At 48.1% G+C, this 16,229-nt stretch carries 10 protein-coding genes; 9 read left to right on the top strand and 1 reads right to left on the bottom strand.

Going from position 1 to position 16,229, the window contains the following annotated elements; all coding sequences use genetic code 11:
- Window positions 1–49: 49 nt before the first annotated feature.
- From ACYVD4_RS26530 to ACYVD4_RS26520, 3 genes are all read left to right on the top strand, one after another.
- Window positions 50–2,227: a c-type cytochrome domain-containing protein gene (locus ACYVD4_RS26530; RefSeq protein ID WP_460950846.1), complete on the top strand. Its 2,178-nt coding sequence runs from the start codon at window positions 50–52 to the stop codon at window positions 2,225–2,227.
- Window positions 2,228–2,417: 190 nt separating this feature from the next.
- Window positions 2,418–5,633, top strand: a complete 3,216-nt coding sequence (locus tag ACYVD4_RS26525; RefSeq protein WP_460950845.1) for a SusC/RagA family TonB-linked outer membrane protein — start codon at window positions 2,418–2,420, stop codon at window positions 5,631–5,633.
- Between the two features lie 50 nt (window positions 5,634–5,683).
- Window positions 5,684–7,195 (top strand): RagB/SusD family nutrient uptake outer membrane protein, encoded by a 1,512-nt coding sequence (locus tag ACYVD4_RS26520; RefSeq protein WP_460950844.1) that lies wholly within the window; start codon window positions 5,684–5,686, stop codon window positions 7,193–7,195.
- Between the two features lie 57 nt (window positions 7,196–7,252).
- On the opposite strand, the gene ACYVD4_RS26515 is transcribed toward ACYVD4_RS26520, so the two are convergent.
- On the bottom strand, window positions 7,253–7,396 hold the full coding sequence (locus tag ACYVD4_RS26515; RefSeq protein WP_460950843.1) for a hypothetical protein: 144 nt from the start codon (window positions 7,394–7,396) through the stop codon (window positions 7,253–7,255).
- A gap of 341 nt (window positions 7,397–7,737) precedes the next feature.
- Between ACYVD4_RS26515 and ACYVD4_RS26510 the strand changes: the two genes are divergently transcribed.
- From ACYVD4_RS26510 to ACYVD4_RS26485, 6 genes are all read left to right on the top strand, one after another.
- Window positions 7,738–10,413 carry a c-type cytochrome gene (locus ACYVD4_RS26510; RefSeq protein ID WP_460950842.1) on the top strand — a complete coding sequence of 892 codons (2,676 nt, stop codon included), beginning with the start codon at window positions 7,738–7,740 and terminating at the stop codon, window positions 10,411–10,413.
- Between the two features lie 90 nt (window positions 10,414–10,503).
- Window positions 10,504–11,277, top strand: coding sequence for a 3-keto-disaccharide hydrolase (locus tag ACYVD4_RS26505; protein ID WP_460950841.1), 774 nt, complete (start codon window positions 10,504–10,506; stop codon window positions 11,275–11,277).
- A 104-nt stretch (window positions 11,278–11,381) separates the two neighbouring features.
- The gene (locus ACYVD4_RS26500) at window positions 11,382–12,437 is read left to right on the top strand and encodes an aldose 1-epimerase family protein (protein WP_460950840.1); all 1,056 of its coding nucleotides are present in this window, start codon (window positions 11,382–11,384) and stop codon (window positions 12,435–12,437) included.
- Between the two features lie 23 nt (window positions 12,438–12,460).
- Window positions 12,461–13,687 (top strand): hypothetical protein, encoded by a 1,227-nt coding sequence (locus tag ACYVD4_RS26495; protein WP_460950838.1) that lies wholly within the window; start codon window positions 12,461–12,463, stop codon window positions 13,685–13,687.
- Between the two features lie 138 nt (window positions 13,688–13,825).
- Entirely contained in the window at window positions 13,826–14,863 is a 1,038-nt protein-coding gene (locus ACYVD4_RS26490; protein WP_460950837.1) for a sugar phosphate isomerase/epimerase family protein, read from the top strand.
- Window positions 14,864–14,925: 62 nt separating this feature from the next.
- Window positions 14,926–16,086: a Gfo/Idh/MocA family protein gene (locus tag ACYVD4_RS26485; protein WP_460950836.1), complete on the top strand. Its 1,161-nt coding sequence runs from the start codon at window positions 14,926–14,928 to the stop codon at window positions 16,084–16,086.
- Window positions 16,087–16,229: the final 143 nt, after the last annotated feature.

The raw sequence follows: 16,229 nt of genomic DNA, 5'->3' as shown, positions 1-16,229 counted from the left end.
TAGTCAGATACTACGTAGCAAAAACATACAGGTTTTAGTTAGTTGTCAAATGCAAAAAAAGTTAGTCAGTTTAGCAGAGCAAGCCCTGTTTGCCTCATCGGTATTCATTCTGTTTCTGCTGGTGTTTGAGCATAAAATCGCTATACCTGTCTGGTTGCAACCCTTGGGGCGAATGCACCCGTTGTTACTGCATTTCCCGATTGTTCTGCTGCTATTAGCCGTAGTGATGGAAGCCTTTCGGTTTAGTAACAAGCGCGATACCAACGCTGATTTCTACCGCGTTTTTTCGCGAAATCTGTTGCTGGTCGGGGCTTTACTGGCGGCTTTTACGGTGATTATGGGGCTGTTTCTTTCGAAAGAAGATGGCTACACTGGTTCTGTAGTAGAATGGCATAAATGGACGGGCGTTGCTACGTTCTATCTGGCAGTGCTTCTTTACTGGGCGCAACCCAAACTCTGGTATTCTCGGGCTATTGCTCAAACAGGAGCCATAGTAATGGGCGCTACGTTGCTGGGAGCTGGTCATTACGGTGCTACCATTACACACGGTGCTGATTTCGTCCTCTCTCCGCTCACTAAAAACGGACCAGCCGAAACAGTCGATCTTCAGCAAGCGCTAGTTTTTAATGATGTTATCAAACCCATTTTCGAGCATAAATGCACCAGTTGTCACAATCCCGATAAGTTAAAAGGCGAATTAGCCTTAAACGATGTTGCAGCAATTCAGAAAGGTGGTAAAAGTGGTGAGTTATACGTAGCAGGTAAACCGGAGATTAGTTTATTACTAAGACGTATACACCTACCGTTAGAAGAGAAAAAGCACATGCCACCGTCGGGTAAAGCACAACTTACACCCGCCGAAATCAAACTTTTATCGCTTTGGGTGAAAGGGCGTGCTGAATTCAATAAGAAAGTTGTTGAGCTACCAGCCAACGATTCACTACGTATTCTGGCGTCAGCGATGTTTACACCTAAAGGGCCAACTGAGCCCGAATATGCGTTCGATGCGGCCGACGAAGAAACGATTCAAAAACTAACTACCGATTATCGTACTATTGCCCCTCTCGCCAAAGAGTCACCGGCGTTATCGGTCAATATTTATAATAAAGCGACGTATTCAGTTGAAAAAATTCAGGAATTAAGCCCGATCAAGAGTCAGGTTGTTTACCTCAGTCTGAACAAGTTACCAGTAAAAGACGGCGATTTGAAGTCGATTAGTCAGTTCGAAAATCTGGAAAAGCTAGACGTCAATTTTACGGACATCACAGGAAAAGAATTGAGTCCGTTAGCTTCGTTGAAACATCTGAAGAATCTGGCTATTTCGGGAACCGCCGTTAATTATGCCGACTTAAAGAATCAGATTGGATCGTTTAAAAGCCTGAAAAGCATCTCACTCTGGGAAACGGGCCTGACGGAATCCGAAATTCAGCAACTTCAAAAAGCGTATCCACAGATTCAGTTCATTGCCGGGTTCAACGGCGACAAGAGCGAACCGATCCGTCTGAATCCGCCCCAATTGGGCAACTCGGCTATCTTCGCCAAATCGACACTATTACAGATTAAACATCCGGTAAAAGGCGTAACGATACGCTATACACTTGATGGATCGGAACCCGACAGCATCAAATCGCCGATAATTGACGATAAACTGGTTATCAGTACCAGTAAAATGATCAAAGCCAAAGCGTACAAATCAGGCTGGTTTAGTAGTCCAGTTGCTACGTTCGATTATTACAAAAGCATTTATACGCCCGATAGTACGAATTTACTCCTGCCTTTAAGCCCGGTTCATCAGGCCGAAGGTGCAAAATCCTTTTTCGATCACAAACTCGGTACGTTCAATGCCAACAGTCCGGCCTGGGCTAATAACTGGATGGGCGTTCGGAAGAATGATTTAGTACTGGTTTCGGAATTCAAAAAGCCGGTTACTGTTACGTCGGTCGATTTGCGGACGATGATCGAGCCTGAAACCAGCATCTTTCCCCCTGCTGTGATAGAGATTTGGGGTGGCAACAGCCGAACGCAGATGCAACTACTCGGAACAGCACGACCAGCTATGCCCATAAAAGGCAGTAGCCCAGTGCTGAAAGCGATCGGTTGTTCGTTCAAACCACACATAGTTTCCTATCTAAAAATTGTGGCGAAGCCAGTGGCTCAACTTCCTGAATGGCACAATAATAAAGGCAAACAAGCCTTACTACTCGTCGACGAAATATTTATCAACTAAAGTTTAGGAGATATAGACAGAAGCATCGCCCCCAGAAATTAATATTAAAAATTCCAAGAAAATTACCCAAATAATACCAAAAATGGGTAGGTATAGGAAAGTTGAGGGGGCAAAGCTGGTAATATTTGGCTAGTATTTTGGCTTTTCGCAAGCCAATAAGTATTACCATCCTATCTATAAATCCTAAATCATGAAACGACTCTATCAGTTAGCAGCACTGAGTATGATGACGGGTATAGTGCCTGGGTTCGCTCAGGAACTAAAGCCAATTTTGCGTAAGGAAAGTACCAGTGGACAATTAATGGCAAAGCTTGCCGTCAGACCAGAACGAGCAGTGTTCAATGTGGCTCCGGCCGACGTTACTGTATCGGGAAAAGTGGTCGATGAAAAAGGTGGCGGTTTACCAGGAGTAAGTGTCGTTATTAAAGGAAGTACGCAGGGCACAACAACCGACCCTTCAGGTAGTTTCCGACTAAACGTACCAGGCGCTAGTTCAACACTGGTGTTCAGCTTCGTAGGCTACATCAGTAAAGAAGTTGTTGTTGGCAATCAGACAAGTATTACCGTTACGTTGGCTCCCGACGATCAGACCCTGAACGAAGTTGTGGTTGTGGGTTATGGTAGTCAGTTGAAGAAAGAAGTAACAGGTGCCGTTCAAACGGTAAGTGCTGCGGAGATCAAGGATTTACCCGTTTCGCAAATTGGTCAGAAATTACAGGGACGTTTAGCGGGTGTGCAGATCAACCAAACGACGGGTAAGCCGGGGCAGGGTATCAACATTCGTATTCGTGGACAGGTGTCGGTTTCGGCAGGTAGCAACCCGCTCTACGTAGTAGATGGATTCCCGATCACGGGTGATATTGCTCAGCTTAACCCCGACGAAATTGACGATCTTTCTATCCTGAAAGATGCCGCTTCTACGTCGTTGTACGGTTCGCGGGCGGCCAACGGGGTTGTACTGATTACAACCAAAAAAGGAAAGCCGGGCCAGACCAACGTTAGCTTCAGTGCTTATGCAGGTATTCAGCAGGTACCGATGAAAGGCCGGGTAAAAATGCTGGATGCGGTTCAGTTTGCCCAGTTCAAGAAGGAGCACTACGAAGATCAATTACTACCCGTACCGGCTGAGTTCCAGAATCCGTCTCAATACGAAGGCAAAAACAACGACTGGTATGATGCTGTGCTACGTCAGGCTCCGATTCAGAGTTATAACCTGAGCGTTTCTAACAATACGGGCAAAGCCAACACGTCGTTAGTAGCAGGTATTTTTAATCAGGATGGGGTTGTTATCAATAACAAATACAAGCGTTATTCACTACGTCTGAATTCGAATTATAACCTATCTGATCGGGTAACGGTTGGTTTTAACGTAGCACCTTCGTATGTATTCGACAACACACCACGTACCGATGGTGACCGTGGAACGGGTATCCTATTTAACGCCCTGCATACCTGGCCAGTGATGCCGATTCGGGATGCCAATGGCGAACTAACGAAAGTTAATACGTTCCCCGGAAGCACCGGTAACATTTTCCAATATCCAAACTGGGTACGTGCCGCTAATGAGTTGATTAACGAGACCAAGAATACCAACTTGCTAGCAAACGCGTATGTACAGTATCGGCCACTTGCGGGATTATCGCTCCGGTCGACGATGAACATCGAATACCAAAACTCGAAATTCTTCTTCTTTAACCCGTCGACGGCCACCAGCGCCATCAACGTACCGATCCCAACCACCGCTGTTTCGATCCGTCAGGGTCTGGAAAACACATCGTGGCTGAACGAAAACTTAGCAACGTATACCCGTAGCTTCAACGACCACAATTTCGAATTGTTAGCTGGTTTCACCAACCAGTGGTATCGTCAGGAATTCTTCCGTATTCAGGCTGATACGTATGCCGATGACCGGCTACCAACGATTCAGGGCGCTTTGAACATCAACCGGGGCGGTACCCAAAACGGTATCAACCAATGGGCGCTGTCTTCGTACCTGTCTCGTCTGACGTATAACTACAAAGGTAAATACCTGTTCACAGCGGCTGTTCGGGCTGATGGTTCGTCTCGTTTCGGAGCCAACAATCAGTTCGGTACGTTCCCATCGGCTTCGGTTGGCTGGGTAGTTTCGGATGAGGACTTCATGAAAACAGTTACGCCAGTTTCATTCGCTAAGATTCGGGCTAGTTATGGTGTAATCGGTAACAACAACATTGGTAATTATACCCCATACGCGCTGGTAAACAACACAACTAACGCTGTTTTTGGTAGCACTGTAGCAACAGGTGCTGTTGTAACATCGCTCGCAAACCCAAATCTGGGCTGGGAAACAACTCGTCAGTTCGATTTAGGACTTGATTTAGGTTTGTTTAACGACCGTATTCAGTTCATCTACGATTTCTACACGAAACGTACCACGAATCTGCTTTATGCCGTACAGGTTCCACAGGAGTCAGGTTTTGTTAACTTCAATGACAACATTGGCGAAATCAAATTCTGGGGTCATGAGTTCTCGCTGACAACCAAAAACACAACTGGCCCGCTGAAATGGACAACCAACGCCAACATCTCCTTCAACCGGAACCTCGTTGTTGCATTAGCTCCAGGTATCGACCGCGTATACGGTGGCACAGGCTTCCACATTACGCAGGTAGGCAAGCCGTTTGGTCAGTTCTACGGCTTAGTGAAAGAAGGTTATTATACCTCTGCTGAAGAGCTACGTAACTCACCGATCATTCCCGGACGTTCGGCCATTGGCACGATCAAGTTTAAGGATATTAACGGTGATGGTGTAATTACAAACGGTGGAGATGCCGATGACCGCACAATCATTGGTAATCCATTTCCGAAATTCACCTACGGTATCACGAACGATCTGAAATACGGCAACTTCGACTTCTCGATTGCTGGTTCGGGTTCCTATGGCAACCAGTTGTGGGTTCGTCACCTGTATAGCACCGCTAACCTGGACGCTGTGTTCAACATGGTTGAAGGTGTAAAAGACCGTTTCCGCGTTCAGAACTCGATGGTGAATGGTGTTGGTGTGGCTACTACGGTTATCACTCCGGGAGCTGGTAAGTTTGGCGCCAGTAACAACGGCGGAAACTTCACCGGTATCGAACGCGACTGGCACAGCACACAATTCCTGGCCGATGCGTCGTTCTTCACGATCAAAAACATAACGCTGGGCTACACCTTCGGAGCTTTGAATAAATTCTTCAAGTCGGCTCGTGTATATGCATCGGCACAGCAGGTATGGATATTCACAAAATACTGGGGTGGTCCTAACCCAGAAACCAGTGCTCAGGCAGATGGTAACGGCGATGGTGGTAACCTGGCTCAGGGCGTTGATTTCTCGAACTACCCAGTTCCACGTACGTTCACGGCTGGTGTTAATCTGAACTTCTAAGTCAGACGATTTATCAAACTCATTTTGAACATTCTTATTTCGTTTCAAGGATGAAAATAAAATATATAGCAGCTTGTTTCTTGGGAATTCTCCTGAGCGGTTGCGGCAAAAGTTTTCTAACCGTAGTGCCCGAAACAGCGTTGAGTTCGGCCACGTTTTTCAAGACCGAAGCTGATTTTCAGCAAGCCGTAAATGGTGCCTACGTACCGTTCCGGCAGATGTATAACGAACGGGCGTGGGTTCTGGAGGAAATGCACTCCGACAATACGTATTACGCCCGTAACACCTTGTACGGTGCGGTTGACCCGACGGAGAACGTGGCAGACTTTGCCGTTCCAACCGCTGGCGGTATTACTGCCAATGATAACGTACTGGTACAGTATCGGTTAAACTACGTAGTCATCGCTCGTGCCAACCAGATTCTGGCGCTTATCGATGGCATTACGTTTTCTAGTCCCGACCTCAAGAATAACCTGAAAGGTCAGGCACTGTTTCTAAGAGCATTTGCATACTTCGATCTGGTTCGGTTGTTTGGTAAAGTACCCATTCACCTAACGCCGATTACAGGACGTAACGATGCCGCATCTCCCCTAGCCACAACAGAGGAGCTCTACGCACTGGTCGAGAAAGATGCGAAAGAAGCTAGTACGTTGTTGCCTAACAAAGCCAAACAGGAAGCAGGTCGTGCTACGTCGGGAGCGGCAAAAACGCTGTTGGCGAACCTGTATCTGACCCAGAAAAAATGGGCGCAGGTTGAAACGCTGATGAGAGAAGTAGTAACCAACGATGGTTATATGCTCATGCCTGATTACAACAATGCGTTCTCGTTCACCAGCACGAACAAGAACAATCAGGAATCAGTATTTGAGATTCAGTACATGGAGGGCGCGGCTGGCTACAATGGTAACCAGATTTACCGCTTCATTCCTTCGCCAATCTCGGCCACTGAAATTGCGCCTATCGTTGGTACGTCGAACCCGCAGGCTACGTCTCAGGAAAGCAATAATATTCCGACACCGGATCTTATTGCGGCTTATGAAGTTGGTGATAAACGGAAAGATATTTCGATTGGCTACGTTACGTTGAGTGGAAGCCTACGGGCCAACAAAACGTATCCGTATATCAAGAAATACGCTCGTACACACTCGCTGCATAACAATACAGGTCAGAACTGGCCAGTTTATCGCTACGCCGAAGTGTTGTTGTTCATGGCCGAATCGTTGAACGAGCAAGGTAAAACTGCCGATGCCGCTACGTTCCTGAATCAGGTTCGGACCCGTGCCGGTCTGGCTGCCACCACGGCTACGTCGCAGGCTACCATGCGGGAAGCTATTTTCAAAGAGCGTCGGGTTGAGCTGGCTTTCGAAAACAAACGCTGGTTCGATTTGACCAGAACGGGTCGGGTGAAGGAAATCATTGGCGCTTATGGTGCAAAAGTAAAAGCGAATCCTGCTGATTATTATTTCCCAGCCGGAGCCGTTCCACCACCAAACGCCTTTACAGTTCTTGACGATTACTATGGCTTACCAGCCGTTGAAGCGGCTCTAACGCCAAGCTTCTAACAGTTGAATCCGGAGGGGCCGGAGTATTCTACTTTGGCCCCTCTTTCTTTTCTGAATCTAATCGGCATGAATACGTAACGCATTATTCGCTACGTTACCCTCATTAAAAGCCTCAGCATCTTTCATTATGAGTCTATTCACCCGACTTTCGACTTTGGCTGAATTTCCCGGACTTACCGCTACGTCCGTTTCTGAATACAAAAATCTATTAAGCGCTTCATCCCAAAAGCATTACGTTATCTCCAACAAGGTTACTCCCCCCGGCGATAGCACGTTCAATTATCCTCTTTCGAATAGAATAGATTCAACTTCTAACTACGACCATTCGCAACGTAGTCATTCAAAATATATACGATACGCAGCTGCCATTCTTTTTCCTTCCTATAGGAAAGATGTAAAAAGGCGAAGTATTCAGCAGATAAAGCAGTAGAGTATGCCGTATTGATGCCTCTTAACAGTGAATTACAACCTAACAGTTAACATTGGCCAAGATGGGAAACCAACTAGCCGACTTTTTATCAACCCTTTTTCTACGAAATCCTATGTTATTAAAATTCAAGAAGGCAAAGCTCGGATTGGCGGTTTCGGCGCTCGTTCTTCTCGGAGCCTCCTGGGTCAGCCTGCGCTACTCGGAAACAAACCGGCAAGGAGCGGAAAATCCAAAAGTTGACAAGCTAAAATTACAACCCGGTTTTAAAGCAGAGCACATCTACAGCCCCTCCGAAAACAAACAGGGTTCCTGGGTATCGATGGCCTTCGATGATAAGGGCCGAATGATTGCATCAGATCAGTATGGCGGGCTTTTCCGAATAAAAATTCCGGCTATCGGTTCGGGATCGACTAAGCCAACGATCGAAAAACTGGTGATTGCCAAAGATACAAGCATCGGTATGGGCTACGCGCAAGGTTTGCTGTATGCCTTCAATAGCTTGTATGTGATGGTGAACAACCGTGCCAGCAAGCAATTTCCGAAGCCAAGCGGTTTATATCGTTTGCAGGATACCGACGGCGACGATCAGTTCGACAAGGTGACGATGATGAAAGAGTTTAAGGGCGAAGGCGAACATGGCCCGCACAGCGTCGTGTTGTCGCCTGATAAAAAATCGCTCTACGTCATCTGCGGTAACCATACCGACGTACCACAAATGGACTCGTATCGGCTTCCATCGAACTGGAAAGAAGATAACTTATTCCCGCTTATCAAAGACCCGCGCGGCCACGCCAACGACCGGATGGCTCCGGGCGGATGGGTAGCTAATCTGGACCCAGATGGTAAAAAATGGGAACTCGTTGGCGCTGGTTTCCGGAATGCTTTCGACGTAGCATTCAACGAAGCGGGTGACATGTTTACTTACGATTCGGACATGGAGTGGGATTTTGGTCTGCCCTGGTACCGGCCAACCCGCATTTGCCACGTTACGAGCGGAGCTGAATTCGGCTGGCGCACGGGTAACAGCAAATGGCTGCCGGGGAACCCAGACAATCTACCCGCACTGGTTAACATTGGTCAGGGTTCACCAACCAACGTATTGTCGGGGATGACAGCTAAGTTTCCTCAAAAATATCGCCAGTCAATTTTTGCCTTCGACTGGAGTTTTGGTATCATCTACGCTATCAATCTGAAACCTAAAGGTGCTACGTATGAAGGCGTTCGTGAAGAATTTATTTCGGGTTCTCCTCTCCCACTGACCGACGGTACAATTGGTCCCGATGGTGCACTTTACTTCCTGACGGGTGGCCGCCGTTTGGAGTCTGATTTATACCGGGTTTATTACTCGGGTAACGACAATACCGCTGCACCCGCCCCTGCACCAACTGCCGAACACAAACTACGGAAGAGTCTTGAAGCTTTCCACGGCGAAGCAAATTCGTCGGCGCTTGCAGCGGCCTGGCCAAATCTGAATCACCCCGACCGTTTTGTTCGTTATGCCGCACGTATCGCCGTTGAACATCAGCCAGTGGCCCAGTGGCAGGAAAAAGCGTTAGCCGAAACCGATCCTATCCGGGCTACACAAGCTATTGTTGCACTGGCTCGTCAGGGCGGTGCCGATGTGAAAAGTAAAGCCATCAGTACGTTGCTGAAAATCAACTATGCTGGTTTGTCTGAATCGCAACAGTTTGACGTACTACGTGCTTTTGAGCTGATCTTCTTACGGATGGGCGCACCCGAAGCCGCCGATAAAGAGAAAATCATTGCTTATCTGAACCCAAAATTCCCGGCTAAATCAGCACTGCTGAACCGTGGACTGAGCAAAGACCTGATCTATCTGGAAGCGCCCGGCGTGGTAAATAAAACGCTGGCGCTGATGGATCTGAAATCAGAGCCGGGCATGAAAGATCTGGACCTGGACCCAACTACGGCTTCGTCGGATTTGATTCTGCGTAACCCACAATATGGTATGGACATTGCCAAAATGCTGGCGAAAGTTCCACCGCTTCAGCAGACGTATTATGCCGTTATGTTAAGCCGCGCCGATGGTGGCTGGACTCCTGAAACACGGACGAAATACTTCACTTGGTTTGGCAATGCCTTTAAATTTGAAGGTGGCCGTAGCTACGTTGGTTTCATCGACCGGGCTCGTAAACTGGCTCTGGCACACGTACCGAAAGATCAGTTCGACAAGTTCAACAAACTATCAGGCGCCGACATTCTGACCAGCTCAGGTAATGACATCGTAAAAAGCGATTATACCCCTAAAGGCCCCGGTCGTCGCTGGACGCTGGAAAATGCGGTGGCATCCCTCGATAACGAAAAAGGTGCTGCAAACTTCGAAACAGGAAAGAAAATCTATTCGGCCGTTCTGTGTAGCAGTTGTCACAGTATGCAGGGTTCGGGTGGAGATATTGGCCCAGACCTGACGCAGCTTGGCACGCGCTTCTCGAATAAAGATATTCTGGAAGCGATCATCGATCCAAGCAAAGCGGTTTCTGATCAGTACGCATCTACAATTTTCATTCTGAAAAATGGCCAATCCGTTGTGGGCCGTCTGGTGAATGAAGACAAGGTAAATTACTCGATCTCACAAAATCCGTTTGCGGCTAATGAGCTTCGGAAAATTCCGAAGAAGGACGTAGCATCGAAACGGTATTCATACGAATCGATCATGTTCCCCGGCCTCATCAATAGCCTGAACGCCGAAGAACTCAGAGATTTAATGGCTTATCTGAAAGCAGGTGGCAATCAAAATAACGAGGTTTACAAAGCCGGAGGGAAATAGATGTTAGGTCGAAAACGTTAGGTAGTCATTTACGCACACGCCTGAATGACTACCTAGCAACCAAACTTTAACTTGAAGATGCTGACACACATGAAAAGTCAATTTCTGCCCAAAGCCCTCGTTATAGCAGCCGTATTAACGGGCCTTGCTGGAACGACCAGCCTGGGACAGTCGAAAAAAGCAGATAAAGAAGGGTATGTTTCCATTTTCGATGGAAAAACCCTGAACGGCTGGGATGGTGATTCCAACTACTGGCGCGTTGAGGATGGTTGCCTAACGGGCGAAATCACCCCCGATAAACTCTTAAAAACAAACTCGTTCATCATCTGGAAAGGTGGCGAACCTGCCGATTTTGAATTGAAAGGCGAATTCAAAATTGCCGAAGCGGGTAACTCAGGCATCAACTATCGGAGTGACCGCCTGACCGACGTACCATTTGCGCTACGTGGTTATCAGGCCGATATCGACGGCAAAAACCGCTACACCGGCCAGAACTACGAAGAGCGCAAACGTACTACGTTAGCCTATCGTGGACAAAAGACAACCATCAGCCCATATAGTGGCGAAAATACCCCCGAAGCCATCCGTCTGAACGTAAAAAGCAACGCCTGGACCGGCCTAAACGTAACGGGTTCGCTGGGTAGCTCCGACTCGCTGAAGACTTTTATTAAAAGCGAAGGCTGGAATACGTTCCATCTGGTTATCAAAGGAAACCGTCTACAGCATTACATCAACGACGTATTGATGAGTGATGTTACTGACAATGACACCGTTAACGGTAAATCAAAAGGTCTTCTAGGCGTACAGGTACACGTAGGCCCACCGATGAAAGTTCAGTATCGGAATTTGAGAATCAAACAGTAAGTAAGGTCCCGACAGGCTCCGGCTGTCGGAGTCGCGCCAGCGACTAACCCTGTAATTACAATCGACAGCCGGAGCCTGTCGAAGCCTTAATTATTCGTTAGCATTTGACTCCCTGGCATAATAAAGTATCGAATACAGCCCAGATTGGCGGCATCGAAACCTCCGTTCTGGATAATGGTAGCGGACGTGGCACCCGGATTGCCTGGATCAACACCGGCACCGGATTACGGTACAAACTGGTTCTTGACCGGGCAATGGATATTGCCGACGCTTTTTATAACCAGCACAGTCTGGCCTGGTTAAGTCACACTGGCATCACTCCTCCTGAACCTTTTTCGGACAAAAGCGCGGACTGGCTACGCACCTTTGGCGGTGGTTTGCTCACAACCTGCGGCCTTTCGCACGTTGGCGGCCCCGAACAGGATGAATATGGCACCCGTGGATTGCACGGAAAAATCAGCAACAGTCCCGCCGAAATTGAATCGATTATCCAACCCGATCCGGTTATAGGTCAGCTCGACATGAGCATTACGGGACGGATTAAAGAAACAACCATTTTCGGGCCACGACTTGAGCTGAAACGTACCATTTCGGGCACGCTGGGGCAACCTGTCATTCGCATTCGCGACGAAGTTGTCAACCGGGGAAATACACCAGTTCCACACATGTTGCTGTATCACTTCAATTGTGGCTGGCCGCTGGTCGATGAAGGCACTGATATTGTCTGGAAAGGCAGTTGGGAAGCACGTCCGGGGGGAATCAGCGAACAAATTTTTCACGAAGGCGGCAATTTCAAAAAATGTCCGGCTCCACTGGACGAACACAACGGAACGGGCGAAGCGGCAGCTAACATCGACGTAACACCCGACGATTCGGGCCTTTGCACAGTTGGGTTACACAATGCCAAGTTGGGAATTGCACTGGCGCTACGTTTCCAGAAGTCGCAATTGCCCTGGTTCATCAACTGGCAGCACTGGGGTCAGGGCGAATACGTAACCGGGATTGAACCGGCTACGAATCCGCTAATTGGGCAGGCCAAAGCCCGTGAGCAAAACGAATTGCTGTTTCTGGAGCCGGGTCAGTCGCGGACGTATGAGCTGGAACTCGAAATCCTGCATACGGAACCAGCTATCAATGAGTTTTTGAAAAACAATGTTTGAGCAGAAGTAATAAAATAGAGTTTATGGAAACAACCTCATCAGTAAGTCTGGCCGCCAAGGCATTAGAACAGGGAAAAGGAATTGTACGGCTTACTCCGACCTGGGTTCCACGGTCGTTTTGCGTACCGGGCCGACGTATCAAACTTCACCCCGACGATTACTACGTATTGGGTGGCGAACGTGGTGGTATCGACGAACGTTGGTTTTCATCGACTACACCCGCTAAAAATGGTCCGTTAACGGGCGAGAATGAAGGGTTGAGCCATATTGTTTTTACCGATGAAGATGGCACAGAATCCCTCTTTTTGCTGAAAGACGCTATTGATGAACTGAAAGGCGAAATCATTGGAGACCGTCTGTGGGACGAATACCAAAGCTGGCCGATGTATTCGAAGTTTTTTGATAACATGGGCCCACTACCCCACCACCTGCACCATAACGACGAACAGGCTGCGCTGATCGGTCAGTTGGGCAAACCCGAAGCGTATTATTTCCCGCCACAGGTGAACAACCACGGTGGGGATTTCCCGTATACATTCATCGGTATTGCACCGGGCACTACGAAAGAAGAGATTAAAGAGTGCCTGAAAAACTTTACCAAGGGCGATAACAAAATCACGAATTACTCGTCGGCTTACCGGCTTGAGCCCGGCACAGGCTGGGACGTACCGCCGGGATTGCTTCACGCGCCGGGTAGCATGTGTACGTATGAGCCACAAAAAGCGTCGGACGTATTCGCGATGTACCAGTCGCTGGTGAACGAAGCGATCATTCCAGAAGAATTGCTGTGGAATGGTACGCCTAAAGATCGCGTCGGAGATTACGACCAATTGATGGAAGCTATTGACTGGGATCTGAACACCGACCCGCAAATGATGGCGAATCGGTTCATGCGTCCGAAACCTGTTCGCGACGAAGAAGAAATGAAAGCCGCTGGCTATAGCGAAGTTTGGGTTTGTTACAAATCGGATGCGTTCAGTGCCAAAGAATTAACCGTTTTACCCGGCCAAACCGTTACCATCGTCGATAATGCCGCTTATGGCCTGATTATGATGCAGGGACATGGTAAAATGGGTGAATGGAATATCGAAACCCCAACCATGATTCGGTACGGTCAATTGACTAACGACGAATTCTTCGTTAGCGAAAAAGCGGCTAAAGAAGGCGTGGTGATCACCAATCATTCGACCACCGACCCAATTGTGATGCTGAAACACTTCGGCCCATCAAATCCGGATTTGACATTGTAAAAGTTATAAGGTTGTGGAGTTTAAAAGTTGTAGAGTTCTTCAGTATTCAGATCAACAATCCAATAACCCTACAACTTTAAAACTCTACAACCTTATAACTTTATAACCTCCCTTTAGACCTTAAAACCATAAACCGTGATGAACGAAAATAATTATCCTAAGCTCCACAATGCAATGTGGCCGGGCGTTGTCGGCAAAGGTCCTGACTCAGAACCTGTTGTTGGCTTTGATACCATGTTGGAATTGACGGCAAATGCCGAAGTCGATGGTGTAAAATTCGACGGGGTCGACCTCGCTCTTTTCGAACACATCGATGTTAACCTGTCGGATGACGATATCAAACGACTAGCCGATAAATTAAATGGACATAACCTAAAAGTTGGTTCGCTGGTAGCTCCAATCTGGGGCGGTCCGGCTATGGGCAGCAAAGAAGACCGCGCCAACTTTGTGGAGATGGTACGTAAATCGGCCCATATCGGCCAGAAACTAACCGAATTAGGCGTTCGTCCAAGCGGTGTGGTACGTATCGATTCGGCAAGTTCGCCCCACGATTGGGCTGTTGATCCGGTTGGTAACAGCAAACTGATTGTTTCTACGTTTCAGGAAGCTTGCGACGTAGCGGCTGAATACGGTGAGAAACTGGCTGCCGAAGGTGAAATCTGCTGGGGTGCCATGCATAGCTGGAAAGTGATGCTTGAAACGCTTGAAGCGGTTAACCGGCCAAATATGGGCTTTCAGGCGGATATGGCGCACACGCTGCTCTATACGCTCGGCTACAACCGCGAAGAAGATCGGATTCTACCTCCGGATTTCGACTGGACCGACCGTGCTACGTTATCGGAAGCCCTCAAAAAAGTAACCAACGCGCTACGTCCCTGGACGATTGATTTCCACGTAGCACAGAACGACGGTACTGTATTCGGCTCTGGTTCGCACGATAAAACCGGTCGTCACTGCCCACCACTTGATCCGAACGGAAAACTCGATATCGTTCACGATGCGGGTTACTGGCTACGTAATGAAAACGGTGAACTGACGAAAGCGTTCAAGCACATTTGCTGGGACGGCTGTATGTTCCCCAACGCTGTAATGACCAATCAGCAGACCTGGAACGACATTCTGGCAACGATGATTAAAGTTCGTCAGGCCCACGGCTGGTACGAAGCAGAAAAATAATATACGTGGTATAACGTAGAGACAAGGCATGCCTTGTCTCTACCTAAAAACCTTTATAAAAAATGGCAAAAAAAGAATTAAGAATTGGCTTGGTTGGTACCGGATTCATGGGTCGTACACACTCGAACGGCTACAGACGTGTACCTAATTTTTTCCCCGATTTAGAATATACCCCGGTTTTAAAGGCTGTTTGTTCACGTAATGCCGAAAAAGTAAAAGCGTTTGCCGAACAATGGGGTTATGAATCTGTAGAAACCGATTGGAGAGCACTTATCGCCCGCGATGATATCGACGCCGTTGATATTTGCACGCCAAACGATTCACACGCCGAGATTGCTATTGCTGCCGCTAAAGCTGGCAAAATGATTCTTTGCGAAAAGCCGCTGGCCCGTACTGTTGCCGAAGCACAGGAAATGGTTGATGCCGCTAACGAAGCTGGTGTAAATACAACCGTTTGGTACAACTACCGTCGGATTCCAGCCGTTTCGCTGGCCAAGCAGATCGTTGATTCGGGTAAGCTGGGCAAAATTTTCCATTACCGGGCTAACTTCCTGCAAGACTGGACGATCAGCGCCGACGTACCACAGGGTGGTACAGGAACCTGGCGAATGGATGCAGAAGCTGCGGGTTCGGGCGTAACCGGCGATTTGCTTGCGCACTGCATCGACACCGCTATGTGGATTAACGGTGCTATTACCGACGTATCGGCCGTTACCGAAACCTTCGTGAAAGAGCGGATGCACGCCGTAACCGGAAAAGTGCAGCCTGTTGGTATCGACGATGCCTGTATTTTCCATTGCCATTTTGCCAACGGATCGCTCGGTTTGTTCGAATCGACACGTTACGCTCGCGGTCACAAGGCGTTATATACCTTCGAAATCAATGGCGAAAATGCGTCGATCCGTTGGGATTTGCACGATCTGAACCGTCTCGAATATTTCGATCACGGCGACGAAAGTATTGTTCGTGGATGGCGGTCGATTCACGTAACCGATGGCGATCAGCCTTATATGGACAAGTGGTGGGTACCCGGCCTCGGCATTGGCTACGAACACAGCTTCGTTCATCAGGTGGCCGATTTCCTGAAAAGTCTGGAAAGTGGTGAGCCCTGTTCGCCTAACTTCCAGGATTCGCTGGAAACTCAGAAAGTTTGCGAAGCGGTTCTGGATTCGGCCGCGTCGAGAAGCTGGAAAGATACAGGAGTTGAGTCGTTTACGGTTTAAACAGTAACCACTCTATCTAACGTAACGAAGGGGCAACTGATTCAGTTGCCCCTTCGTTACGTTGGGGCATGTACCTAGTACTTTATCAATTTAATTGTTAGAAGCGAACTGAACAGAATTTTGTCTGGGCCAAGCTCCAGCTT

This window comes from Spirosoma daeguense (assembly GCF_054776875.1).
The sequence above is the reverse complement of the archived record's forward strand: the minus strand, read 5'-3'. Positions and strand labels throughout refer to the sequence as shown.

What these genes read in the sequence shown, in the direction of transcription:
- ACYVD4_RS26530 (WP_460950846.1), top strand. Translation starts at nt 50, where the DNA reads ATGCAAAAAAAGTTAGTCAGTTTAGCAGAGCAAGCCCTGTTTGCCTCA.
- ACYVD4_RS26525 (WP_460950845.1), top strand. Translation starts at nt 2,418, where the DNA reads ATGAAACGACTCTATCAGTTAGCAGCACTGAGTATGATGACGGGTATA.
- ACYVD4_RS26520 (WP_460950844.1), top strand. Translation starts at nt 5,684, where the DNA reads ATGAAAATAAAATATATAGCAGCTTGTTTCTTGGGAATTCTCCTGAGC.
- ACYVD4_RS26510 (WP_460950842.1), top strand. Translation starts at nt 7,738, where the DNA reads ATGTTATTAAAATTCAAGAAGGCAAAGCTCGGATTGGCGGTTTCGGCG.
- ACYVD4_RS26505 (WP_460950841.1), top strand. Translation starts at nt 10,504, where the DNA reads ATGAAAAGTCAATTTCTGCCCAAAGCCCTCGTTATAGCAGCCGTATTA.
- ACYVD4_RS26495 (WP_460950838.1), top strand. Translation starts at nt 12,461, where the DNA reads ATGGAAACAACCTCATCAGTAAGTCTGGCCGCCAAGGCATTAGAACAG.
- ACYVD4_RS26490 (WP_460950837.1), top strand. Translation starts at nt 13,826, where the DNA reads ATGAACGAAAATAATTATCCTAAGCTCCACAATGCAATGTGGCCGGGC.
- ACYVD4_RS26485 (WP_460950836.1), top strand. Translation starts at nt 14,926, where the DNA reads ATGGCAAAAAAAGAATTAAGAATTGGCTTGGTTGGTACCGGATTCATG.